Source organism: Oceanobacillus sp. FSL H7-0719, assembly GCF_045040795.1.
In the GTDB taxonomy this organism is placed as follows: Bacteria; Bacillota; Bacilli; order Bacillales; family Amphibacillaceae; genus Oceanobacillus.
The window spans coordinates 587,897-612,490 of record NZ_CP150301.1 but is presented as its reverse complement, the minus strand read 5'-3'; the positions used below and the strand labels follow the sequence as shown (position 1 = coordinate 612,490).

Genomic DNA, 24,594 nt, shown 5'->3' with positions numbered 1-24,594 from the left:
AGTAATTTGAATATTGCAGACTCACTCCCCACTGGTGGAGAGCAGCAGAAGCTTATCAATATACACGTTAGATAATTTCCCTCGTGTTATTTTAACATCTATTCACAGATACTGTTTTAATTTAAAAACCTAAGCAGAGACCAATGGCAGCTATATTTTCAAGGTCTTTTTCACGTAAGGTTTAAATTAATAAAATAGTTTTGATACTTGGTAAAGGATATCTACGATTATTTCATAAAAAAAGCTAACAACAGTTTCCAGTGCTGAGGCTGCTTGGAATGCAGGTGTGTCCATTTTCTGTACAGGAACTGTCTCTTCTGTGACTGTATCCTGCTTTTCTTCAACCAAACTCTCTTCTACGCCAGTATCCTGCTTTTCATCAGTCACGCCCTCGTCTATTTCAACTGCTGTATTATTAGTTAAATACGGTTCTTTGACTGTCGCTTGGTGATCTGTCGCATATAAAACACCTGCCAGAAAACATATCATGAGCAATAGGAAAAATATAATTGTCCTCACTTAATTGCCTCCTTCTTTTCCTTGTACAGCTTCTGCATCCCAATAATAATCACTGAAAACATCTGCAATGGCTTCGACTGTTCGATATGCTTCTTCTAGTGTGTTTCCAGTCCCGCCAATTTCTAATAAAAGTGCGTTTTCTGAGAGGTCTTGGTTGTAAACCCCATTATTTCCCGCTCCTCCTTGAGGAATTACTCCTCGGCTTAAACCAGGATAATCTGTCTCTAAAGCTTCATGCAATTTTTTAGCTAGCTCCGTATTTTTCTTGAAGTCTGGATTATCTGATCCAATGACAAACATAACGCGCGCATAGTCTTCTCCACCAATATTCTTAGTAGTCTGTTCTCTCGCAATCGCGTCTCGATGTAAATCAAAGGTAAACTTTATATTTTTATTCTGGGAAAGCGCTGCACTGACAACTTCCCTTGAAGCATGATATGATTGCCAATATTCCCAGTCCTTTTCAACTAACACTTCTCCAACAATATCTGTTTCATCCACGATAGCTCCAATTCCTTTTTCAGCAAGGGCTTGCTGCAGCCTTTTGCTAACCATCGTAATATTGACTTCTCCATGATGTGCTGAGTCTGGATCTGAGATCCCAGGCAAGTGTGGCAAAAACGACTCACGATTATGTGTGTTATAAATAAAGACAACATTTTCGAGGGTTTCACTTTGCTTAGGGCTGTCCTCTTCCTCTGCTTCTTCCTCTTCATAGACTGCCTCTCTATCTTCCAGAACATCCTCTAATGGAAAAGAAGACTCTACTGGTAAATTGGTATAATCTGTTCCCTCTCCTGCAATTAGGATTTCCGTATCAAAAATTGAGAATCCAGGCAGCTCATTGCCTAGCAGACTACGAAAATCATTCGGCTTAATACTTGTAATTAAATGAAACAGCGTGCTTGAGAGAGAGGTGAATTGGTCGTCCTCTTCATGCACTAGCAGCAATGCTCTATTTTCCATCCCTAGTAATCGAAGAAAAACAGAACTTTCAATATCATTTGTCCACTTCGTAATCGTATTGGAGGAGAGCCGATAGGTGGAGTTGCCCGCTGTCATAAATCCTATTAGAACGAACACGATTACTAAACTTACTAGAAAAACCCCCAGCTTTTTAGGCATTCCGTTTTTATACTGTTGTTGTTTATAATGAAAAGACATGATTCTATCCCTCCTGTGATTCCTGTACTTTCAAATCTATGACAGAAAATCATCTGATAGAACCATGTCATTTATTTAATATATTTTGTTTAGTAGATGCAACCTTATCTCGTATAATTTGCTACATTGCCGTCATCTATGTTTTCATGCAGTGCATGATTTATCCCATTGGCAATCAAATGCGCCATATCAAGCATAAACCCGTCCACTTCCTTCGGTGTTACCATTAAGTTATGTCCAATTGGCGTCAGGACTTCTGATATGAGCTGTCTTTTTTCTTCTTCGGTCAGTCCTCCAACAATGCCCAGAACCGTCTCCCTTTGTTTTGCATCAGGTAAATCTTCCTCGGTTAAGTTTTTGGTGCCCAATGTAAAGCCAGCTGGTGTCAGTGCCTTGCCAGGCATATCCTTTTCACGCCACTCTTTTCCAAAATGTTTAAGAAGAAAATCAATTGTGTCACTCGTAATCGTTACCGCATCAACAACTGTTGGCACACCAAGAGCGATGACTGGAATACCTAATGTCTCTTTGCTCAATTCTTTTCGCTTATTTCCCACACCAGAGCCTGGATGAATTCCTGAATCAGATAATTGAATCGTTTCGTTTACCCTTTCAATCGATCTTGATGCAAGTGCATCAATTGCAATCACAAAATCCGGCTGTGCCTTTTCAACGATACCACGCACAATGTCACTCGTTTCAATACCAGTAATCCCCATAACACCTGGGGTAATCGCTGAAACTGGACGATATCCGCTCGCAACCGTTTCATATTCCAGCTTAAATAAATGACTCGTAATTAATATTTTCTCTGTGGCCATTGGTCCTAAAGCATCTGGAGTAACATTCCAATTTCCCAATCCAACAATTAATCCTTCAGCATCTGGCGGTATATTATTTTTTTCAAGCAGCCTGCGCAGTTCAGCAGCAAGTATTTTTGCTGCTTCTTTCTGTCTATTTGTATCCTGCTTCTTTACACCATCGGCATAAATCGTAATATAATTACCAGATTTCTTGCCAATTCTCTCTTCCCCCTCATTATCAATTTCAACATAAGCCACTTTAATACCGTTATGGTCTACTTCTTTAAATGCCACACCATTAATTTCATTTGACTTATTGTCCTTTTCGACATACATATCACGCGCTTCGACTGCAAGGTCAGTTCTCACTTGAAAGTTCTTCTCTTCCGACATATCGTTTTCTCCTTATATGAAAATTTGGTCCGACTGGATTTATTCGTTAAATACAAGTATTATTAGGATGAACCAAAGTATAGAATTCATACAATTTGTGTTATAAAATAACAATACTATTGAAAACTTGCGGCGCGTTTGATAAAATAACTCTTGTTAATGAAAAAGCTAAATGTTAAATTTGTATTCTTTAAAATAGGTATGCTTTTATTAACCACATAGTCAAGCTTATCTAGGAGGTGAAAGAATGGCTAATATTAAATCAGCAATTAAACGTGTTGAAACAAACGAAAAGAAACGTTCAGAAAACCAATCTAAAAAATCTGATATGCGTACAGCAATTAAACAAGTTGAAAAATTTGTTGAAGCGAATGATGTTGAAAACGCAAAAGCTGCATTGAAAGACACAGTTAAAAAGATTGATAAAGTAGTCCAAAAGGGTATTATTCACAAAAATAACGGCGAACGCCAAAAAACTCGTTTATCTAAAAAGGTTAATGAGCTTGGTGCATAATCCAAAACAAAAAACGATCCAGAAATTGGATCGTTTTTTGTTTTTATCAAGCTGCTTCAATCAGTTCGTAAAGCAATAATTCAAACGCTAAATCTTTCTCCATTTTCCCCTGTTTAATTGCCGCATCTGTATTTGTTAATTGAATGATAATTTTTTCAAGCCGATCAACTGAGAATTGTTTTTCTCGATTAAGTGCAATTTTTACAACATATGGATGTATGCCAAGTTGTTTTTGAATCTGGAATTGACTATAACCCTGCTGTTTTAAGAGCTTCACCCGAAGAATAGAGCGGAATTGAAATGCAATTAGAGAAATTAGCGCAATTGGCTCTTCCTTCATTTTTAGGAGATCCTTAAAAATAGTAATAGCTTTATGTAAATTCTTCTCAATTACTGCGTCCACTAAGCGCAAGGAAGAACTGTTTGTCGTGTGAGAAATCAATTCTTCTGCAATTTCCTTTGTGATTTCTCCCTTTGGACCGGTATAAAGAGCCAGCTTATTAAGTTCATTTTCCAATTGGTGTAAGTTTGTAGATAATTCGGCCTCAAAGATTTCATATGCTTCATTTGTAATTGTTATATCAAGCTTGCGTGCGAGAGAGTTGACCCATTGTTTTAAATCATTATCTTTAATTTCATTGCACTCAGCTACTGTTGTTTGTTTTTTTAGCAGTTTAGTAACTTTTTTTCGTTCATCAATTTTTTCGTATGGTGCAATAATAACTAATGTAGAGTATTCTGCTGGAGATGCAATATATCTTTCCAGCTCCGCTATATTATGTTCAAATGGCAGTTTATCTGGCTTCGCCTTTAAAAATACAGGGTTCATTGCTATAACTAATTTTCTGTCACCAAAAAAAGGATATGTCTCTGCATCACCAACCGCATCTTCTATTGGCACTTCTTCCAAATCATATACCGAAAGACTGTCTTCATTATTTTCCGTTACTTTTTCGATTAATTGATTCTTTAGATTTTCTATAAAATATGCTTCCGAACCATATATAAAATATACTGGTGCTATATTTTTCTTCTTGATTTTCTTTAGTACTTCCATGTACGACATGTCCTATCCACTCCAATAAAGTATATAGTTATCGTAAATCCTAACAAAAGGAATAGCAAGTTATTTTGTCAGGTAAAATAGAAATAAAAAATCTCCTGCAAGTATTTTCAATGAAATTAAGGTAAAACAAGTGGATTTTTCATTCATTTTATCTTATACTAATGTTGGATGATAGGAGGGGTATTTATGAACGAGTTCGAAAGTAATCCACAATCTAAAAATAATGATGTAATTGATTCAGGCTTAGGTTTTGTTTTCTCATTTGTATTCTTTTTCCTTATTTTTGGAATTGGAGTAGTAATTAGTGTTTTAGGTGGTTAATTCACCATCTAGAAATCAATTCGTAATTAAATGATACTTATCCTAAAAGAGACTGCTGCCGAAAACAGTCTCTTTTTGTATGGAAAGATAATCCTAACGCATTGGAAAGTATGTATAAAACTCTCCATCTTGATCGATATATTGATATTGTACAGCTCCATGTAAATCTGTTCGCAGAATTTGAATCCCAAAAGCTGTTAATGTATCAAGCACCTCTTTTGTTGGGTGACCATAGGAGTTATCCTTGCCAACTGAAATTATTGCTGTATCTGGCATCACTTTTTCTATAAAAATAGGATCGGAGGATGTGCTGCTTCCATGATGTGCTACCTTTAAAACATCTGCTTTAAGCTGATAACTATCAATGAGTTCCCCTTCCTCTTGCTTACTGATATCACCTGTAAATAACCAGCTCTTTCCACCCAATTCTGTATACAGGACGAGTGAGTTTTCATTCGCACTTCGCTTATCTTGAATTGGAGCAAGCACATTTAAGCGCTGCCCCGCCACATCTAAGGTCCCCCCTGTTTTTAAGCGGTACACTGCGACATTTTTATCAACCCTTTTATTTGCCAGATTTTCAGGCATAGCAAAAAATTCACTGATATATAAAGCATCTACTATCCCCTCATCAATCATAAACTCAGCACTACCTATATGATCAATATCTTCATGCGTCAGAAATAGGCCATCCAGTTTATGAATTCCGCGATATTTTAAGTAAGGCAAGATTACCTGCTTATATACCGACTTTGTTGGCTCCATATCGTTAAATGAAAAGCGTGAACCCGCATCAATCATAAATACTCCCTCACGATATGGAAGTTCAATAATAAACGCATCTCCCTGACCTATGTCAAGCATTGTCACATATCCTTTACCAGAAAAATATGGCACAGAGGCATAGCCAACTATTAGTAAGGTTAAACAGGAGAAACTTAAAAATGCCTGCCTCAAGTACTTGTACTCTAATAGATAATGAGAAATTAGCAATAATAAATAATAGAGAATGAAGATCCAGATTGGCAAATCCGTTACTAATAATGAAAAATCAAAATGTTTGTCAATAAATGCAATTGACTTCATGACAAGTTGATGTATTGCAACAAAGGAACCATCGAATATTTGCAATAGATTCTGCGGTAAAAATGAAGCGAATAAAAAGACAAACATAAACGGAATTACAAATATCGAGAAATAGGGGACAATAATTAAGTTTAGCAAAATAGATAGAGGCTGAAATAGAGCAAAATAGTTTAATTGCAGCGGAAGAATAATCATTTGTGATACAAAACTAATTATAAGAAGTTGAAAAATCCGTGAGTTTACCGTACTCAGCCACTTTCTTGATAGAATAATTCCAAGTGTAACTATAAAAGAGAACTGAAATCCAATGTGGTAAATCAAAAAACCATCAAAGAAAAATAAAACTAAAAATACAATACTGATAACATCAAGCACTGAAATCTTAACCATGAAACGCCTGAAAATAAGTAATAATAACACCATCATGCATGCTCTTAATACAGAAGGCTCGCCACCAGCCAGGATAGCGTAGATTGGCAGAAAAAACAGCATTACCAATTCGCCTTTTTCTCTTGTAAAGATGTTTAATTTAATCAGAATAAAGTAGACAATGCCTACCACGATACCAATATGAAGCCCAGAAATCGCCAATAAATGTGAAAGTCCCCAATTTTGAAAAAGCACAATAATACTTTCATCAATTTCGGAATCATCACCAAGAACAAGAGCATTAACCCAACTAGAAGTGTAACGACTAAGCTTTTCTTTTGCTTGTTCAATCAATTTTAATCTCAATGCGAAGAACCGCTGCCAAAATGAAGCCCCTTCACATTCTATTTTCTGAAAGTCTTCCAGGATCAATTGATAAGCAATATCTTTGGTCAGTAAAAACTGTTGATAATCAAATTGGCCCGGGTTCCTTGCTCCTTCCGGATACTCGACTATCCCAGAAAAATTACATGTCGCCCCATATTTTAGCGCTGTAAAATCTTTCTCAACATCGTCTTCATTCGGGAAAAATAGCACCATGACTTTTTCTTCTGTTCGTGTCTCTTCAACGATGAATTCTACTTTTTTACTAGTTATTGTGGGCTCACTGACAATTCTTCCAGTATAAACTTGATCTGATGCGTTTGAATTGAAAGCTTCGGGGTTACTATTTAAGTGCGGGGTATGATAATAGAAGAAAAAGAAACAGAATAACGAAAAAATGAGTGGAAATAATGGAATCCGCTTATCATAGAACAGAAACAACAGCCAGAGTAATACGAAAACAAAAAGGTTTTGACCAAATATAAAAGAAATTGCCGCAAAAACAGCAGCTAATGCAGAAATATGCCAATATCCTTTCATACACTATCTCCTATTAATAGATTAAATATTAAAATAACATGCAAAAGAACTGGACAAACCAGACCCTGCATTAACCGTATATGCATTTACTATCATAATGGGCTCCTCTTTAAACACTCAATGGTTAAATGAATAGCATTTAATGGATCCAGTCCAAATCCCCTGTACTCTATGAGATGAAAAAGACCATAAACACGAAATATTGCCTAATCGTTCATGAAAGTAAGGGATATTTGGAATACAGATTCCACATTATAAAATAACCAGTTTATACATAGCATACGTACGAACATTAGTTGGAAAATAATCGTTCCGCTTCACTCTTAAGTTCGTTTATATCCGCTTTACTTCCTGGAGATTCTAATTCTGTAAACAACTTCTCTACTAGTTCTAGCTTCTCTTGATATTTTGTATCTACAGCTAAGTACTCTAATTCAACCTTCTTCGTTTTAACTCCAGCTTCTTCGAAAAGCTCGATTGCATATTCATGGTTATGATAATCTTCTGCATAAAACACAGTTTGAATACCACTTTGAATTAGTTGTTTGCAACATTGCAGACATGGAAAATGGGTAACATAAATGTCAGCTCCATCTGTTGGCACACCAAATTTAGCGCACTGCAATAAAGCATTTGCTTCCGCATGAACTGTTCTTACACAATGACCATCTATTACATAACAACCATCGTCGACACAATGTGTACTTCCAGAAACACTTCCATTATAACCACCAGCAATAATCCGCTTATCACGCACGATTGTTGCTCCGACCATTAATCTTGTACACGTGCTTCTCAAAGCTAGCAAATGACTTTGAGCCATAAAATATTGGTCCCATGAAATTCTGTCCATTTGAATCCCCCTATAAAACTGCTTTTTATCTAGTGTAACCGTGAAGCTGTTTAATCGTCAATGAAGATTTATGGAATTTGAATTTGATCGATGAAATTTTGCAGGGTCTTTTCTCCAATTCCGGAAACTTGCAATAAATCTTCTGGTGTTTGAAATAATCCATTTTCTTCCCGATATTGAATAATTGCTTGTGCCTTAGAAGGACCAATTCCATTTAGCGTCTGAATCTCTTCCAGAGTAGCATAATTAATTCTTATTTTTTGACCTGAACCAGAGCTATCAGAACTACCTGTGGCCTCCCCTTCTTCTCCTTGCTTATTAACAATAATAATCATTTCATCCTGCACTTTTTGCGCAAGATTAACCAGTGTCTCATCTGCAGCATCAGTAAAACCGCCAGCTTTTATAATCACATCATTAACTCTTGATTCAAGACTCATCTCATACACTCCAGGTTTTTTCACTTCACCTTTTACATCAACAATTGCAATTTGCTCAGATGTCACCTCCTGCTGCTCAATCTCTGGCGATTCATTTGGAATAAGTGCAGCCTGAAGCTGTTGTTCTTCAATATCTGTTTTATTAGCGGGGTCATTTGTAATGACAAAAAAGATAATAGCAGAAATACCTAGACCGACGAAGAAAATTATTTTCTTGATTGACTCTGACATTGCGGGTTCACATCCTTTAGAGAGAATAAGGCGAGGAATTGTAGAAGTGACCTAAATAAGTACTACTTTAATCAACTAGTTCGACATCTATAACAAAAACCCTTTTATTAAAAAAAGACCGAGATTTTAAATTATCTCGATCCTTTACTCGCTGAAAAAAAGATTCTAGCAGAGTTTTCATCCATATTATTCGGTATTGGCGAAAAATCAGCATATACTTCTATGTTTTCAAAGCCTGCATTTTTTAAAATTTCTTTGTAAAACCTTTTCGCGTATGTACGCTGGTGATGTTGTTCATCAAAACGCTCATATTTGCCATCCTCCATATAAAAGAATGTCAGGTCATGATACATCTCTCCAGGCTCTTCACCTGGCGTGCAGAACCAAATATAAGATGCTTCATCCGTAACTTCAGCAAAAGTTTGATTTAAATAATTTTCACTTATATAATTTAAATCATGAACATCAAATATAAATAGACCGCCTGGCTTTAAAGCCTTATAGATGTGATGAAATGTTTCTTGCAGCTCTTCTGGCTCAGTTATATAGTTCAAAACGTCACAATAGCTGATCGCTGCATCCAAATCATACAAGCCATCTAAATCCCTCAAATCTTGATGCAGCCATTGAATACTCAGTTTTTGCATGCTTGCTTTATGCTCTGCATAAGTAAGCATATCCTGTGAATTATCTACACCGATTACTTCATAGCCCTGTTGCACAAGTCTTGTAGTAATTTCCCCGGTCCCACATCCGAGATCTGCAATTCGCTTTCTTGATGCACCGGAATTTGCAAAGACCTTTTCTGTAAATTCAATCCAGCCATCATATGGTGCATGAGCCATCAGCTGGTCATATAGATAGGCCATTTTTTGATAAGCCATTTCCTAACCCTCTTGTCCGATATGAAGTGGAAGCTCTTCTGCATCTCCCCATAAACGTTCCAGATTATAATAACTACGCTCTTCTTTATGGAATATATGACAAACTACATCACCAATATCCAAAAGAATCCAGCGTGACTGTTCCATGCCTTCCATACGTCCAACTTCAATATTTAATTCATCCATTTTATCTTTAATGCCTCTCGCAATTGCTTGTACTTGCCGTTCTGTATTTCCATGACAAATCAGGAAGTAATCTGCTATTAAAGACACTTGGTCCATGTCTAATGCAACAATATCCTCCGCTCGCTTATCATCACATACCTCTGCAATTACTTGTACAATTTCCTTCTTATCCATTAAATTTTCCCTCCATTTTCATTTTTCTCGTGAAATCATTATATGCATGGATAGAATCAGGATAAATTGTTGCTTCCTTATTTAGTAAGTGATTGATTGTATTTCTTGATACAATCCAGCATGCATATAGTAAATCACCTTCAGCTGCTTCTCTGACCTCTTCCAAACCTGGAAAATCTCTTCCAGGTTCAATGTAATCTGCCAAATACACAATCATTTCAATCTTATTCATATGTGGTTTTCCAGTAGTATGGCAATATATTGCCCCTAAAATTTCTTTGTCGGTTATACCATACTGCCGCTCAGCTAATATCGCACCTACTGGTCCATGCCACAGCTCTGAATGATAATCCAATAAATCCTTTGGTAAATCGCTGGAAATAATCTCTCTTCTTAAATCCTCAGTCGGACGCTGCTTTGCATAATCATGAAAAACGGCTGCGAGTTCAACTTTTTCCAATGGTGCATGAAAGCGCCGTGCTAATTCCCGAGCTGTTTCTAACACTCGCAGTGTATGATCAAATCGGCTTTTCCCAAGTTGGCCCTTTACAATTTCAATTGCTTCATTTAGTTCCATATAACTTTTCTCCCTCTATATAAGAATGAACCGCCTCAGGAACAATGTATTTTGCAGTACGATTCTTTCCCAGCCAGGACCGGACCATCGATGAAGAAACATCAATTAACGGGATGTCCACTGTCAGAATATCATATGGCGTATTCAGCTCATAACTTGAACGTTTTACACCAACAAATTGTACGAGTTTAACAAGTGCATCAATCTCTTGCCAGTTCGGCAAATATTCCACCATATCTGCACCAATAATGAAATAAAACTCGCAGTCCGTGTGGTTTTTTTTAAATTCTCTAATCGTATCTATAGTATATGACTTTCCGGAACGTTCTATTTCTATCGTGTTAATTTTAAAATAAGGATTACTGGCAATCGCTAATTTCGTCATCTCAATTCGATCATTAACACTAGTCTTTGTCGAATCCTTATGCGGCGGTGTATATGTTGGAATAAACCACACCTCTTCTAATTCCAGAGCAAGACGCACTTCTTCAGCAATAATTAGATGTCCAATATGTGGTGGATCAAATGTCCCGCCTAAAATGCCTATCTTTCTCATCGTATACTCCCATCCATTTAAGGTAATTGTATTTGTTTATTTTCATCTGATTCCTTATAAAGGATAATACTGTTTCCAATGATTTGAACAATCTCTGCTTTTGCACCTTCTGATAGTTGCTCAGCAACAACGTCTTTATCTTCAAGACAATTTTGCAGCACACTTACTTTAATAAGCTCTCTTTTTTCCAATGCATCACTAATTTGTTCAACCATATTTTCATTTACCCCTATTTTACCAACTTGAAATATAGGTTTTAAATGATGTGCCTCTGCTCTTAAAAATCGTTTTTGTTTACCTGTTAACATATTATCTTCCTTCCAAAATTTGTTGTAATTGTGTGTCCATATCTGTAACATTGGCCAGTTTTCCAGTCCAGATTTCAAAAGCTGATTGGGCTTGATAAAGCAGCATTGTATGTCCAAAGTGGATATTCCCATTTACTTGCTCAGCCTGCTGTAACAGCTTAGTTTTAATTGGCTGATAAATAATGTCACTTACCACAGCATCCTCTTTCAATTCACGGATAGTCAGTGGTGCTTGTTCTTCATTCGGCATCATCCCAACCGATGTCGTTTGAATAATTAAATCATAGGAAGCAAGTACACCTTCTGCTTCAGAGATCGAATAGATTTCTGTATTTACTTTATCTGTACCCAAAGCGGCTATTTCTTCTGCCTTGGATCTGGTGCGATTTGCAAGATCGATTACTTCGCTTCCCGAACGTGCCAAGGCGTAATAAATCCCTCTCGCTGCACCGCCACTGCCGATAATTAATATTTTTAAATCTGTCATTTGAAAAAGGCGAGGATAAGCACTAGTAAGTGCACGAACATAGCCAATGCCATCTGTGTTATAGCCAATCCACTTTCCATTCTTTGCAACTACTGTATTTACTGCTTGCATTTCTCTTGCCGTCTCATCAATTTCATCGAGATAGGATATAATTTTCTCTTTATATGGTACCGTAATATTAAAACCATCCGTTTGTTCTTTTTTTAGCTGCAGAAGTTTTGCTTCAAAATCATCCTCAGGATTTATTTCAAATAAAGAGTATGAACCTTCAATACCTGTTCTTTTTAAGAATTCTTTATGGATCCAGGGTGACATGGAATGTTTAATCGGATAACCGATTAGTTTTAAGTTGTATGGCATGCTTTCTCCCCCCTTTTAAATATTATATCAATGAATTTCTTACCGATACCGCAACATCTTTTGGACTGTAAGCAATAACTGTAGTCTCATCCCCAGTTACAGTTACCCATCCAAGACCCGGAAAAACAATATCTGTCTTACCGCCTGATAATTTAAACGAGTGCTGTGTTAATGGGGGTAAAATCTTTAAGCTGTCTTCATTTGGCGGTGATAACAACTCCCCATTATGCTTCTCATACAGTGCATCCGCTTTTTCAACTTTTGTACGGTGGATTTCTAATTCATTGGAGAAATAGCAAATAAATGACTGTCTTTCTCCTTTAATAAAGTCTAATCTCGCTAAGCCACCAAAAAATAATGTCTGCTGATTGTTTAATTGATATACACGTGATTTAATTTCTTTTCTTGGTGTGATGATTTTTAAATCTTCTGGTGATAAATAATGTGCCATTTGTTGCTTATTCACGATTCCTGGCGTGTCAATTAAAGATGAATGCTCATCCAGCGGTATCTGAATAAAACCTAAAGTTGTTCCTGGAAAATAAGAAGTTGTAATGACATCACTGTAACCAGTAGATTCTTTAATTAATGCATTAATAAATGTCGATTTTCCAACATTGGTTGTTCCGACAATATAAACATCTTTTCCATTGCGATAATCTTCAATTTTCTGTTTCAGTTCATCGATACCAGTCTTTTTCATAGATGATATGAGGAAGACATCCTGCACTTTTATACCAGCCTCTTTGGCTTCTTTCTTAAGCCATTGAATCAGCTTGTTTTCGCTTGTTGATTTTGGTAATAAATCAAGTTTATTTCCAACTAATATAATTGGATTATCTCCAGTGATTCTTGGTAAACTTTTTATTAAACTGCCATTTACATCAAAAATATCAATGATATGTACAATTAAGCCTTTTGAGTCGCTGATACTGCTTACCATTTTCAAAAAATCATCATCTGTCATTGGCACATCTTGTGTTTCATTATAATGCTTTAAACGAAAGCAACGCTGGCATAACACGGTTTCTTTTTCTAATGCAGACGGCGGGGTATAGCCAATTTTCTCCTTATCCGTTGTCTGAATGACTACTCCGCAGCCTTGACATTGTATTTTTTCCATTTCCTAATCCTCCCAGCTGATTTTACCTTTTCTCTTAAAGTAATTTAGAATCATTCTCTCAATTTTTCGATTAAATTGAGTGATTTTCGCATCAGATTGTACAATTGGCACGACCAAAATGGTATAAAACCCGGCAGAATTTCCTCCAAGCACATCCGTTAAAAGCTGGTCGCCGACCACAACTATTTCATCTTGATTTAATTCCATCTCATTAGCCACTTTTTTAAAAGCACGACCAAGCGGCTTTCTTGCACTATAAACATATGGTGTTCCAAGCGGATCGGAAAATACTTTTACCCGTTCCATATTATTATTAGAAATAATCGTTATTTTTATATCATGACTTTTCATTGACTCGAACCACTGCGTCACTTCTGGTGTTGCATTTTTGACATCCCAAGCAACCAGGGTATTATCTAAATCTGTTATTATTCCTTTTATCCCGCGTTCTTTAAGAACCTCTGGCTGGATATCAAAAATACTTTTCACATTTTCATTTGGTAAAAACCGATTGAGCACTTCCATACACCTCATTATACTTCTATTCGAGAACGAACCGTTATTTATTAACCTTCTTTTATCTCTATCCTATAATATCCTAATTAAGATTAAAGATAAACCAACAAAAGGAAAAACATATCTTATCATACTTTATAAGTTATGGAAATGAAGCAGCAATTTAGACGATCCATTTAAGGTAAATAAATCGAAAATTTAAAACACGAATTGTCCCCCATCTTAAAAGTATGCATCATTTACGGAAGAATCGTTCGACAAATAGTGACAGTTCCTAAAATGTGGATAACTTTATGCACGAAAAAAATCGCTTTATCTTAAGTTTTACCTCGATTATTATCAACTTATTCACAAGTTATCTACATTTAGCTGTAGATAACTCACTACTTGTCCTCATTTAGGAAACATGATAAATTATGTTTACTTAAGTAATTATTCTTTGTTAGGAGGGCTGTATCATGGAAAATTTATCAGACGAATTGCTATTAGAATCCTATTTTACAGCTAAGAAATTAAATTTAAGTAAAGACTTTGTTCTACTCATAAAGAAAGAAATTGACAAAAGGAGCCTATTGAATAAAATTAACCATTAAGATGCATACCTCAAACATGACTGCTTGAAAACATAATACACACGTTTAATATTAGAAAACTTTTACAGGACAAACACAATCCGCCACTGCCAATCATACACATAACTATAGGCAATTGCCTATACGGAACGCTATTATTATGAATTGGTGGAGGTGATTTTTCTTGTCAAGCATATTATCTGTTCTAGCAGTACTAATTAAAGAAGCAATGTTTTTTGTTTCTTATATTAAAAACCATGCATTTCCCCAGCCATTATCCTCCCAAGATGAAGCTAAATATATCAAAGCAATGCTTGAAGGCGATGCAGATGCAAGAAATAAGCTGATTGAGCATAACCTGCGGCTCGTTGCCCATATCGTTAAGAAATTCGATAATACGGGGGAAGACACGGAAGACCTTATCTCTATCGGTACAATCGGTCTAATTAAAGGTGTAGAAAGCTTTTCTGTTGATAAAGGCACAAAGCTTGCTACATACGCAGCACGCTGCATTGAGAATGAAATCCTCATGACTGAGGGGCAGAGCGAAACATGCGCTGCCCTAGAATGTACGGATATGGACTGTTTCGGAGTCAATCACCTCAACTTCTCGAATAATTAGTCTTAAGATATTTTGCCTCTTATAAATGTCTAAGTGTGATCCTGGTGCTTTCAAATAATGCTTTATGGCTTCCTCTAATGCATAGATGCTTTTTTTGTTATTCTCCTCTTCTGCTTCTTTCAGCAATACCTCGAGCTTTTCCTTAAAAGAAATCTCATTCACCCGCAGTTCTTTCATTTTTTCTTTAATCTCTTGGAGGTCAATGTCTTCATCGCTTTCGGATATTGTAATCAACCTCAAAAGACGATTTCTGCCATTTTTCGCTATTCCTATTTGCTTTTTTAAGTGTTCTATCTCGTCAAATATATAACTTTTCTTTTGAACAACATGATGTTCATTTATTTTTTGCACATTATCTAGTAGTTCTACAGCTTCACCCCAGACAAAGCCATTTAGCTTATTTTCACTCATCTGACGTCCGCATCCTTTACTTTTAGCTCCAGCATAGCTTTTTCTGCACTGATATATATAGAAATCTTTTCCATGTGATTTCGTTTTTCTTCCATTCATTGTTTCGCCACACCTGCCGCATCTGACTAAGCCTGAAAGCAAATAAGGATGGCGGTCAACAGATGTGCTTCTGCGTTTTGCTTCGCTTAGTAGAGCTTGCGCATACTCAAATTGTTCTGTGGTAATAATTGGAGGAATCTCAGTAACTACCCACTCCTCTTTAGGTCTCAGCTTTCCATGCTCCACCCTTTCTCCTGCCTGTTTCTTTACATAGTCTCCCTCTGTATCATACCGATTCTGATAATAAATTCCGGTGTAAGACTCATTCATCAGCATTTGCCTAACTACTTGTCTATGCCACGTCTTTTTCCCCTTTTTTGTCGGTATACCTATTTCAGTTAAATGTACAGCAATCCCATTAATACCTTTAAACGGAGAATTTGCATCGGTATAATAATCAAAAATCATCTTTATAATCCCAGCTTCTTTTTCATTTATTGTATATGTTTCAGTAGTTCTATCATAATCATAACCATACATATTGCCGTTTTTAACTACCTTTCCCCTTTTTGCTTTTCTGTAACGTCCAGTCATCGTATTATGTTTAATCTTTGCTTTATCAAATTCAGAAAAAGCACCCCGTACTTGAAAATACAGATTGCCCTCCGGATCATTTTTGTAATCACTTTTTACAAACAGTAACTTTACTTGATGTTTATCGAGTTTTTCTGTAATTAATAGCTGATTCAATAGTTTCCTGGAGAGCCGGTCCGGATCGTAACATATTAATTTTTCTATCAGACCCTTTTCAACATCCTCCAGCATTTTCGTCAGATTGGGACGGTTAAGTATCTCTCCTGTATATCCATCATCAATGTACTGTATCACATTATCCGTTCCTGCAAGTTTGATGCAATCTTCAATCTGTCCCTCGATGCTGTACCCTTTCAGCTGTTCTTCCGTGGATACTCTTGCGTATATTGCTATCATTTTTCGCCAGCTTCTCCTTCCTGTATTCATCATAGAGGTATTGAAAACATTCACTGATGACCTTATCAAAGTGCTTCCCTTTAATCACTTTTATCTGCATGATGCATCACCTCATTAAAAGGTATGCTGTCACTGCTTGTACAGATTCAGAATGATTATTGTATAGAAGAATACATAATAAATTTCAGAAGCTATTTGGTTAGTCAATTTAAAATAAAGACAGGCTAATTAATATGGTAATGATGTTTTAACTCTGAAGAATAGATTGGCAGTGGATAATTATTGAGGCAGCGCTTTTAAAACCTTTATTTCATGATCAACCAAGGAAGAAAGAAGAATGAAGCTGCCAAAACAAACGAGAGGCTTCTTTATTTAATGTTAAGGAAAAGACCAATGAATACGAGAACATCCAAAATGTCAATTTTTTATATTCTTTCCCATCACGCACCAATTTTCCCATTCATAACGGCAGCAGAAAGAATATTATCTAACTTTAATGTGCGTACTTTTTTACGATAATAACAAAAGACCAGAATAGAATCATGTTTCATTTTTAGCACTCTGACAAAACGCTGTGTAATACAATTATTTTAATCTATATACAATAAAACAATTTCTTTGTTCGCAATTGCGCGCGCGAGTGAACAAACCTATCATACCATCATCCTGCCCGATTAAAGTATAGAAAAAGATATGAATGTTTATATAGTAAAGTCTGATTTTACTAATCGGCTTGCAAGAAGCTTATCATGGTTAGCAGCCTGCTGATGCTAATAAATAGGCAGTTCACATCGAAAATACGAAACTGAGTCTATATGACAAGTTTAGAATAAAAACAGCCATCTGCAATCCGAGAGTTAGATATACCTCAAATTATTAATAAAATCTATGTAACTCATCCTCGAAAAGAAGCTTCTAAGCTGGTAACCCAGTTAGAAGCTTTTTGAAGGTCTTTAGTAATATTTGTTACAACAATGACAGAATTGTTTCTTATATTTTTTTACCTGTTTATTACAATAATCGTCTTCATGTTCCTTTTTATACTTTTTAACCTCGTGGCAACTGCAATCGTCCTCATATTTCTTTTTATATTTTTTTACCTCATGACAACTGCAGTCATCTTCATATTGCTTCTTATATTTTTTAACCTTGTGGCAACTGCAATCGTCTTCATATTTCTTCTTACATGAATGACAATCATGATTCTTCTCTTTACATGAGTCAGAATAACACATAACGTATCCCTCCTTTCATATATAACATATGCATTCAAATATAAGAAGAATGGACAAAGCTAATGGTGGAAAACACAATTTTCGATTATTTATAAAAATTAATTGGAATATACAAATTATACGTTTCACAGTTACAAACCATTTGTTCACCCGGCTTGAATTTTCAAACAGTGAAATAAAAACACTGATTAATCGATTCGGCATGAGTAAAGCGTCAAATGGTGCAATCCGCTGCATAAAAAAAGGAACAGCATATATAGCGGAAAATACAATAAGTAAAATTGTAAATACTAAATGCCATGAAAATCAACTTCCTGATCTGCTTGTCTCATCACTAATGCTTTCTCAATGATAAAAGCTTCATGAAATTGAAAATGTGTTTCGTCTTCTAAAGTAACCCCATCATTAATTGGTAAATAATTAAGTAAAATGACCAAATTTATCTTCATTTTTCTCTGAGGTCACTGAAAAGAAAACAGGTCCATTCTTATAAATATCCTCCGTTAAAGTAATATCCTCCATCAAAAATAAACCCTCTTGCCACTCTGTACGTAACTGTTTTGTTTCATAGACTAATAGGTTATCAAAGATTAGTGGCCGTACCTCAATGTTCATATTACGCACTCTATCTCCCCATTGGTTTTAATTCTCCATTTTTATTAAAATTAAAACTTTCAAAACGATATTTGCAATATAGCATAACTAGTTGCTCTGGAAGTACAAAGAGCATAACAAAAAATAATAAAAAGAATAAAACCATCATTATTGTTGTCTCAATATCAGCTAAATCAAGGATTCGAATCAGGTATTGAAGAATAAACATCAAACCTATACTACCGATAATAATTATTGGCAGGTATGATCTAATCTCTATTTCCGTCTTCGATCTTAACTTATCCCTTTTTGATCCTTTTCTGTATTCACCATTCTTTAACAATATTAAAAATCTAATACAAGTAACAACAAAAATTAATAAACCAAAAAACAGAGTGACATAAGCTAAATTCAACAAGGAGTTTACAGAACTGACATCTTTACCAATAAAAAATAATGCTACTAAATAAAAACTTATTCCTCCAATATTTTGTACTCCTAATATAACTGTTAAGTATTGAAACTTTTGAAACTTCATGTATATAGACTTGATTGAAAATATTATTGAAAATATTACCAAAACTATTGTTATAATTATGTGCACATAAAATATTTCTCTTTGAAATGGGAAAGCCGAAGCATCTGCTGCAACCACATATATTAAAAACATCATTAAGGGATGAAATATACCACATAGAATAAGCACACGAGATAAAACTTTTGGACTTTGTCTCCCTGATTCCAAAGAACCTCTTAATACGGCGAAATCTTCTATTTGTAATTTGTTTAACATTATCGAATTACCTCCTATTACTTTAACTAAACCAACCTTTAATTTTTCTAAATGCTCCCTTTGCCCTATCCATAACTGATTTACCACTTTTACCAAAACCTTGGTTTAGTATCCAATCAACTCCAAGACCCGCTGCTACCCCAATAGCTGTTCCTACACCTGGAATAGGTACTGCTGCAGTAAATACTGCGATACTTCCCGCTTGAATAGCACTACCATCTACAACATCAAACGCCGTATCTGTAATAGCTCTTGAATGTGCTTCTTTGCCACTCAATCCATCTGCCTGAGCATCGTGGTAATTACTATAATAGCTTAACGCCGAACCTATTGGTTCAAGAGCTTTAGTGAATCCTTTACCTCTTATGTCGACTTTATCCTTTAAGTCTTGAACTACCTTTCTACCTGCTACAGCACCTACACTTTTTGCACTATCCATATGAGTATTATTATATAAGTAAGTGAGTGAAGGATGCTTATTTATTACTTTTTTTCCAGTTGTCGACCAAGTGTGTGTCCCTGTTTTTGTATCGTAGTATTTTATTGGAGCCTGACGGTGCTTTCTACTTTGCTTGATAGCTTTTTTGGCATGGGAATCTGGTTTAACCCCCAAAGCTTTCAACGCATCCTCTGTAGCATTAATCCGATACATAATTTTTCCGTTTTTTGTATACGTGGATACACTTAGTCCTTTATTTTTCGCTGCTTGGTATATTGCACGGCTAGATGTTAATCCTGTAACTAATTCTTCTCCTTTCTCAGTCCCCGCTGTATCAATTGTTTTTTCAAACCTTTGTAAAAATTCTTTTGTTCTGGAAACTTTACTTTTACCTCCCTTTGTAAAAGAGGATAAATTACTTTCAAGCTCAATTACTACATCTTCAGCATCTCTTTTTGAACGAGTAGCAGAATTCATTTCAGGTGGACTTACAGCGCTAATATCATTTACATTTTGAATGGTACGTTCAACTGATTGGTGATAGCTACTCAACTTACTGTATTCAAGATCTACATCTGTTTCAATCTCATTTAAATAATCACTTTCTACTATTAGCTTTTCCTAAAATGAACTCATATTATATATTAGCTTAATACTGGCTCGGATAATCACTCTTTACAATTGCGACGTCACTAGAATCCACTCTATCATGAATTGAACTCAGATATTTCTTTAAGCTTTTGTAGAGGTAAGTGAATAAAATCGGCTTTAAATGTGTTTGAAAAAGATAATTCAAGTTCAATAAAATATCTTCTACACTATCAACTTCTAATTTATATAATAAATTACAAAGGACTAAGCAAAAGAAGCATATATTTTTCATATGCTCCTTTCAATTATACAGTTATTGATTTATTTCAGCACTACCGATACAGTTCCCTTTTCGATGGTTGTTTTTCTTTCATCTAGTCATCGTAAATCTTTTGGAAACGTTGTTCTTTTCACCTTTGGTAGAACAATCTGCCAGCGAAAGAAATCCCTCCCTCTATAACCTTTCCTCTTTAGCTATCTTCTGAATATTCTTTCGACCTCTCCCCACATATTTTGATTCCTCATTCTTTTGGAACATTCCTGCTTCACGAAAAATTTTCCTGAAGTGAATTGTCATCAACATAAGACTTAAAGCAAACAAAACATACCCAACTCAAATCAAATAGGGTGCAGCGGTGTAAAAATCGGACAAGTGAACATTTGCCGTAACGATAGAATCGATGTATTCATATTGATGAATCTGAAAAAAGATAGGAATCTTGTTAGCAGTATGTCTAGAAGAGGGAATTGTTGGGATAATACAGTAATTGAATCATTTCATTCTAGTATCAAGTCTGAGGAATTCCAATACGTAAAGTATAATTCTTTATCAAATCACGAAACTATTGATCGTGTGAACGTGTATATGAAGCATTATAATGAAGAGCGTTTTCAAGAAAAGTTAGGCTACCAATCCCCGATTGAATTTAGAGGATTAGCAGCCTAAGAAGGTGCTTTATTATTGTCTCAAATCGTTATGTCAGTCTAATACCAAGAGGGCTTTTTTTATTCAAGCCCCTAAAAACTTCTAACAGGAATGCTCCTTTTTATATTTTCTGGGTATTTTGCCTTCTTTTTTACCCTTATTCACTTTCTAAAGTTTCTAAACTTGTCTTAAGATTTTTTGGAACTCCTTTTCTTCCCCATCTTCATAACCCCGAAATATAATGTCGATGATGTCAGAATGATTAAATACATAAGTGTACTCTTGACTAATATAACCTTCTGGATATGGAACACCAATATAATCATACATAGTTTGTTCTGTTAATTTCTCTTCTTGGGTCTGAATTTCCTCACCCCTCACCTGTAACTAATTGTTTTCTTCCATAAATGAGTAAGCGTTTATTTCCACCTTTTAATAAGATTATAGATCCGTTTGGTAATAGTGTCTCCATTATTTTATCTCGAATCCTTGTTTAATAAGTTTTTTCTTTTCCTTGTTGGAATATGGATGATAGTTTACATAGTCCATATTCGCTCTCATAAAAAAGTACCGATGTAAAAACTTTGCTGCCACATACATAAAAAGAATAGCAAAGAAGTATATAACGATTAATGAGATAACATGTTTTAAAATAATCGTTTCTTGTACACTTTGTCCCAATATATATCCTATTGCTGGGGCGATGGTTAATACACCCATATATTTTGACTGGTTTCCACTTTTTTTTTCCTTCGTTGGGTCACCAGCATATTTATCAATTTGATATTTTACAAAGATATACGCTAACAGGATGGTCGTCAAATTTATAATGATATAGTAGAATACGGAGGTGATATGAAGCGTATAATACGACATTCCCTGTACCATAATAAATAAGGAAATTGCCCCGAAAAGACCAAGTATCCCCATAAATAAAACCATTTCAAACTGTGTAGAATACGGATTTTTTATGACAAGTCTGATTCCCCATAAATGAACGATAAGAATAAAAGGGGAAACAATCCATAAAAATTCATGTTTAAATATACTTAATAACCCCAAAAGTAAGGGCACATCGTACATAACAAAAACAAATGTTATTACGGACGATTTAACATCCTCTACAAAGATAAATTCTAATTGTTGCTTAACATGTTGAGCTAGGTTCTGGTGTCTAGTTTCAGGATCTATTTTCATCTTTTCCTCCCTTTTTTATAAAAGCATATTCATTTATATAACTTATTTAAATCAACCCGCTACTGTTTTCAGACCACTTTTGACACCATTAGCGACACCTTGGACACCATCTTTAACATGATCAGCGACACTTTTTCCGCCAATCTCCATTCCCGCCACAGCGGAAATTGCATAAGATGCTCCAATACCTACGGCTGCACCTGCTAATACTGGTGCACCTAGAGTACCTACCATAAATGCTGCAGCGGCTCCGGATGCGGCTAATGACACGGCGCCAATGCCGACATCAACACCTGCTTCTCCAACTATTCTTTGGACAGATTCACCATCTCCTATATTGTCTTTTGCATTCAATCCTACATCAATCGCAACACCTAACCAACCAGCCTTCGTTTTTAATCCGCTTACAGCTCCTGCCTTAGTGTTCACTTTATCTGCAATAGGTATTTTATCGCCAGACTTTCCTCTCTTCACCTGTTGGTCCACATGCTTTTTATCATATATTTTAGTATCTCGTTTAGTAGGTTTACTTATTCCCGCAACTTCGATTATACATTCTATACCGAACCATTTGTTTTCCTTTTGTCTTATATTTCTTAATATCAAATCCTTTTCTGTGTATGTCATACGCTTTTAAAAGAGTTGCAACCGTTATTCCGTGTTTTGTCACTTTTCCAGAAGTATCTATAACATCATTATTATCATTTTTATTTAAATAATCAATGAGTTCCGGTGAAACTTCGATGTCTTCATTACCTTAGCCATCCGGTATTATTCCTGGGAGAAATCCTGATCGGGATTTTCTGCTTTCCACATGTCATATTCGATGCACATTTGACTAGCGTAAAAATTATCGCCACTGAGTAAGTCATCCAGGCTTACCTCCGCTTTAGGCTCGCGCGTAGTGTAATTCATCCCTTGAGCATAATACGTCACTTCATCGGTTAAGCCAATTCGATTCTTGGTTGTGTATTTCGATATGGTTGCTTGCTGCATCGCTGATACAAACGCATCGATATCTTCATAGAATGGCTCATCAATTGTTCGGTCAACAATGTCTCCAACTTTCCCTGTGAAATCATACATCACTTCAAAGTCTTCAAATATTTCCTGATAAGTCGATTCCCGGTCAATATGGCTGAAACGCACAACACCATCACTGTCATAACGGGCAATATCTGATTTGGCATCTTCTAAATTGCGCGTGACATCCTTCAGGTCGTCAATCGTTCCTTTGCCCCTGCCGCCAAGCCAATTAAATCACCTATACTGGATTTCATTTGATCCCAGTCTGCGGGGATGTATTTTACATCCATCGTATCAAACCTCCACCCCATTCATTTGATATGATATAAATCTTCTAGTTTAATTCCTAAAGAAAATTTAAGACTTCATTACTTTTAAGTCAAACCAGTTTTGTGGCATAAATCATAGTCACTAACGTGCCAACTACTCCTATTCCAATTACAAGAGGGCTGACCATTACTCCCACTAAGAGGAAAACCATAGATAGAACAAACAAAAGTAAGGCTGTTTGATTTATTTTTATTTCAACAACGGATTGATCTTCCACTTCTATTTCAGCACTTCCAAAATACATTTGATTTGCCTTTATTTTTACCGGTCCTTGGTTTGCATCAATACGATATTCCTCATTATTGCTTAACTTTTTAACTTTTTCTCCCCCAACTGATAACGATACTTTCGTTGCTCCACCCATTACACCTGTGTTTCTTTTAACTTGGATTCCCATTTTTTTACCCCTTTATATCATTCTCTGTCCGTTTAAAGTCTAAATCAAAATTGAAATAAACAATATCTACTCGCTATATTACTAGTTCAATTTATTTATTACTTTTTTCTTTTCAAAGAGATTAACTTTATCTACTGAAACATTTTTCTCATAATAATACTTATCAACTCTATCAAACCCCATCTTTGTCGCCAGTGTTGAATTTGACGTGCCTAGTTTTACAGTATTTTTACCTTTATTAACTTTTGCATCAAACTCTTCTCCATTATAAATTGCATAAGGGTGAATATAATATATATCCCCTATTTCATTTAGATCAATTTCTTTTTGAAATACTCCGTCTGAATATTTTTGAAAACCCTTTTTTATATCAGTACTATCATTACTTATCAAGAATGTTTTTCCATTTCTATCAGTTACTAACCTATACTCCTTTCCATCATAATATGTATAATCTCCTTTTCTTACCATATTTATAATCTCCTAGGGTACTTGTATAATTCTGTACGATATCTTGGTAAGTATCTATTATAGAACTGCCAATCGAATCCGCAGTGCCATTAGGGTCAATATGTCGAA

The 24,594-nt window shown here is 35.5% G+C and carries 29 protein-coding genes and 2 pseudogenes; 5 read left to right on the top strand and 26 right to left on the bottom strand.

The annotated features are described in order from the left end of the window. Positions 1 to 186: 186 nt before the first annotated feature. The 3 genes from NST93_RS03110 to gpr form a co-directional block, all read right to left on the bottom strand. Complete coding sequence (locus NST93_RS03110) at positions 187 to 519, bottom strand: hypothetical protein (protein ID WP_405101095.1); 333 nt, start codon at positions 517 to 519, stop codon at positions 187 to 189. After that, positions 520 to 1,683, bottom strand: a complete 1,164-nt coding sequence (gene spoIIP, locus NST93_RS03105) for a stage II sporulation protein P (RefSeq protein WP_405101093.1) — start codon at positions 1,681 to 1,683, stop codon at positions 520 to 522. It lies immediately after the preceding gene. A 104-nt stretch (positions 1,684 to 1,787) separates the two neighbouring features. Further along, complete coding sequence (gene gpr, locus NST93_RS03100) at positions 1,788 to 2,879, bottom strand: GPR endopeptidase (RefSeq protein WP_405101091.1); 1,092 nt, start codon at positions 2,877 to 2,879, stop codon at positions 1,788 to 1,790. 247 nt (positions 2,880 to 3,126) lie between these two features. On the opposite strand from gpr, the gene rpsT reads away from it, so the two are divergent. After that, on the top strand, positions 3,127 to 3,393 hold the full coding sequence (rpsT, locus tag NST93_RS03095; protein ID WP_405101089.1) for a 30S ribosomal protein S20: 267 nt from the start codon (positions 3,127 to 3,129) through the stop codon (positions 3,391 to 3,393). 46 nt (positions 3,394 to 3,439) lie between these two features. Here rpsT and holA read toward each other — a convergent pair whose 3' ends face one another. Beyond that, positions 3,440 to 4,459 (bottom strand): DNA polymerase III subunit delta, encoded by a 1,020-nt coding sequence (gene holA / locus NST93_RS03090; RefSeq protein WP_405101087.1) that lies wholly within the window; start codon positions 4,457 to 4,459, stop codon positions 3,440 to 3,442. 186 nt (positions 4,460 to 4,645) lie between these two features. On the opposite strand from holA, the gene NST93_RS03085 reads away from it, so the two are divergent. Further along, entirely contained in the window at positions 4,646 to 4,780 is a 135-nt protein-coding gene (locus tag NST93_RS03085; RefSeq protein WP_405101086.1) for a YqzM family protein, read from the top strand. A gap of 93 nt (positions 4,781 to 4,873) precedes the next feature. Here the strand turns inward: NST93_RS03085 and NST93_RS03080 are convergent, their stop codons facing one another. The 11 genes from NST93_RS03080 to NST93_RS03030 form a co-directional block, all read right to left on the bottom strand. Next, positions 4,874 to 7,159, bottom strand: coding sequence for a DNA internalization-related competence protein ComEC/Rec2 (locus tag NST93_RS03080; RefSeq protein ID WP_405101084.1), 2,286 nt, complete (start codon positions 7,157 to 7,159; stop codon positions 4,874 to 4,876). Between the two features lie 292 nt (positions 7,160 to 7,451). Beyond that, entirely contained in the window at positions 7,452 to 8,012 is a 561-nt protein-coding gene (locus NST93_RS03075) for a ComE operon protein 2 (protein ID WP_405101082.1), read from the bottom strand. 68 nt (positions 8,013 to 8,080) lie between these two features. Next, positions 8,081 to 8,683, bottom strand: coding sequence for a helix-hairpin-helix domain-containing protein (locus NST93_RS03070; protein ID WP_405101080.1), 603 nt, complete (start codon positions 8,681 to 8,683; stop codon positions 8,081 to 8,083). Positions 8,684 to 8,814: 131 nt separating this feature from the next. Beyond that, positions 8,815 to 9,567 (bottom strand): class I SAM-dependent DNA methyltransferase, encoded by a 753-nt coding sequence (locus NST93_RS03065; protein ID WP_405101078.1) that lies wholly within the window; start codon positions 9,565 to 9,567, stop codon positions 8,815 to 8,817. A gap of 3 nt (positions 9,568 to 9,570) precedes the next feature. After that, positions 9,571 to 9,927 (bottom strand): ribosome silencing factor, encoded by a 357-nt coding sequence (gene rsfS, locus NST93_RS03060; RefSeq protein WP_405101076.1) that lies wholly within the window; start codon positions 9,925 to 9,927, stop codon positions 9,571 to 9,573. Next, the gene (yqeK, locus tag NST93_RS03055; protein WP_405101074.1) at positions 9,920 to 10,504 is read right to left on the bottom strand and encodes a bis(5'-nucleosyl)-tetraphosphatase (symmetrical) YqeK; all 585 of its coding nucleotides are present in this window, start codon (positions 10,502 to 10,504) and stop codon (positions 9,920 to 9,922) included. The genes rsfS and yqeK overlap by 8 nt, the downstream gene beginning before the upstream one ends. Then, positions 10,491 to 11,060: a nicotinate-nucleotide adenylyltransferase gene (locus NST93_RS03050; RefSeq protein WP_405101072.1), complete on the bottom strand. Its 570-nt coding sequence runs from the start codon at positions 11,058 to 11,060 to the stop codon at positions 10,491 to 10,493. The genes yqeK and NST93_RS03050 overlap by 14 nt, the downstream gene beginning before the upstream one ends. A gap of 17 nt (positions 11,061 to 11,077) precedes the next feature. Beyond that, the gene (gene yhbY, locus NST93_RS03045; protein ID WP_405101071.1) at positions 11,078 to 11,368 is read right to left on the bottom strand and encodes a ribosome assembly RNA-binding protein YhbY; all 291 of its coding nucleotides are present in this window, start codon (positions 11,366 to 11,368) and stop codon (positions 11,078 to 11,080) included. 1 nt (position 11,369) lies between these two features. Then, positions 11,370 to 12,215 (bottom strand): shikimate dehydrogenase, encoded by an 846-nt coding sequence (aroE, locus tag NST93_RS03040; protein WP_405101069.1) that lies wholly within the window; start codon positions 12,213 to 12,215, stop codon positions 11,370 to 11,372. Positions 12,216 to 12,237: 22 nt separating this feature from the next. Continuing rightward, the gene (gene yqeH / locus NST93_RS03035; RefSeq protein ID WP_405101067.1) at positions 12,238 to 13,338 is read right to left on the bottom strand and encodes a ribosome biogenesis GTPase YqeH; all 1,101 of its coding nucleotides are present in this window, start codon (positions 13,336 to 13,338) and stop codon (positions 12,238 to 12,240) included. A gap of 3 nt (positions 13,339 to 13,341) precedes the next feature. Then, on the bottom strand, positions 13,342 to 13,872 hold the full coding sequence (locus NST93_RS03030; protein ID WP_405101065.1) for a YqeG family HAD IIIA-type phosphatase: 531 nt from the start codon (positions 13,870 to 13,872) through the stop codon (positions 13,342 to 13,344). Between the two features lie 440 nt (positions 13,873 to 14,312). Between NST93_RS03030 and NST93_RS03025 the strand changes: the two genes are divergently transcribed. Further along, positions 14,313 to 14,447: a sporulation histidine kinase inhibitor Sda gene (locus NST93_RS03025; protein ID WP_405101063.1), complete on the top strand. Its 135-nt coding sequence runs from the start codon at positions 14,313 to 14,315 to the stop codon at positions 14,445 to 14,447. A gap of 163 nt (positions 14,448 to 14,610) precedes the next feature. After that, positions 14,611 to 14,958, top strand: a pseudogene (locus NST93_RS03020) (sigma-70 family RNA polymerase sigma factor); the annotation flags it as partial. A gap of 30 nt (positions 14,959 to 14,988) precedes the next feature. Here the strand turns inward: NST93_RS03020 and NST93_RS03015 are convergent. From NST93_RS03015 to NST93_RS02995, 5 genes are all read right to left on the bottom strand, one after another. Further along, positions 14,989 to 16,488, bottom strand: coding sequence for a recombinase family protein (locus NST93_RS03015; RefSeq protein WP_405101061.1), 1,500 nt, complete (start codon positions 16,486 to 16,488; stop codon positions 14,989 to 14,991). Positions 16,489 to 18,013: 1,525 nt separating this feature from the next. After that, the gene (locus NST93_RS03010) at positions 18,014 to 18,160 is read right to left on the bottom strand and encodes a hypothetical protein (protein ID WP_405101059.1); all 147 of its coding nucleotides are present in this window, start codon (positions 18,158 to 18,160) and stop codon (positions 18,014 to 18,016) included. Beyond that, complete coding sequence (locus NST93_RS03005; protein ID WP_405101057.1) at positions 18,144 to 18,347, bottom strand: hypothetical protein; 204 nt, start codon at positions 18,345 to 18,347, stop codon at positions 18,144 to 18,146. The genes NST93_RS03010 and NST93_RS03005 overlap by 17 nt, the downstream gene beginning before the upstream one ends. A gap of 1 nt (position 18,348) precedes the next feature. Beyond that, positions 18,349 to 19,110, bottom strand: coding sequence for a hypothetical protein (locus NST93_RS03000; RefSeq protein WP_405101055.1), 762 nt, complete (start codon positions 19,108 to 19,110; stop codon positions 18,349 to 18,351). 22 nt (positions 19,111 to 19,132) lie between these two features. Then, complete coding sequence (locus NST93_RS02995) at positions 19,133 to 20,101, bottom strand: hypothetical protein (protein ID WP_405101053.1); 969 nt, start codon at positions 20,099 to 20,101, stop codon at positions 19,133 to 19,135. A gap of 769 nt (positions 20,102 to 20,870) precedes the next feature. On the opposite strand from NST93_RS02995, the gene NST93_RS02990 reads away from it, so the two are divergent. Next, complete coding sequence (locus NST93_RS02990; RefSeq protein WP_405101051.1) at positions 20,871 to 21,086, top strand: integrase core domain-containing protein; 216 nt, start codon at positions 20,871 to 20,873, stop codon at positions 21,084 to 21,086. A 156-nt stretch (positions 21,087 to 21,242) separates the two neighbouring features. Here the strand turns inward: NST93_RS02990 and NST93_RS02985 are convergent. From NST93_RS02985 to NST93_RS02960, 6 genes and pseudogenes are all read right to left on the bottom strand, one after another. Continuing rightward, a pseudogene (locus NST93_RS02985) lies at positions 21,243 to 21,537 on the bottom strand (DUF4176 domain-containing protein). Further along, a complete protein-coding gene (locus NST93_RS02980) occupies positions 21,537 to 22,262 on the bottom strand; it encodes a hypothetical protein (RefSeq protein WP_405101049.1) in 726 nt (241 codons plus the stop codon). Before NST93_RS02980 ends, NST93_RS02985 begins: the two are co-directional and overlap by 1 nt. A 51-nt stretch (positions 22,263 to 22,313) precedes the next feature. Continuing rightward, a complete protein-coding gene (locus tag NST93_RS02975; RefSeq protein ID WP_405101047.1) occupies positions 22,314 to 22,736 on the bottom strand; it encodes a hypothetical protein in 423 nt (140 codons plus the stop codon). Between the two features lie 297 nt (positions 22,737 to 23,033). Further along, on the bottom strand, positions 23,034 to 23,411 hold the full coding sequence (locus NST93_RS02970; protein WP_405101046.1) for a hypothetical protein: 378 nt from the start codon (positions 23,409 to 23,411) through the stop codon (positions 23,034 to 23,036). A 256-nt stretch (positions 23,412 to 23,667) separates the two neighbouring features. Then, on the bottom strand, positions 23,668 to 24,015 hold the full coding sequence (locus tag NST93_RS02965; protein ID WP_405101044.1) for a hypothetical protein: 348 nt from the start codon (positions 24,013 to 24,015) through the stop codon (positions 23,668 to 23,670). A gap of 81 nt (positions 24,016 to 24,096) precedes the next feature. Then, a complete protein-coding gene (locus NST93_RS02960) occupies positions 24,097 to 24,486 on the bottom strand; it encodes a hypothetical protein (protein WP_405101042.1) in 390 nt (129 codons plus the stop codon). Positions 24,487 to 24,594: the final 108 nt, after the last annotated feature.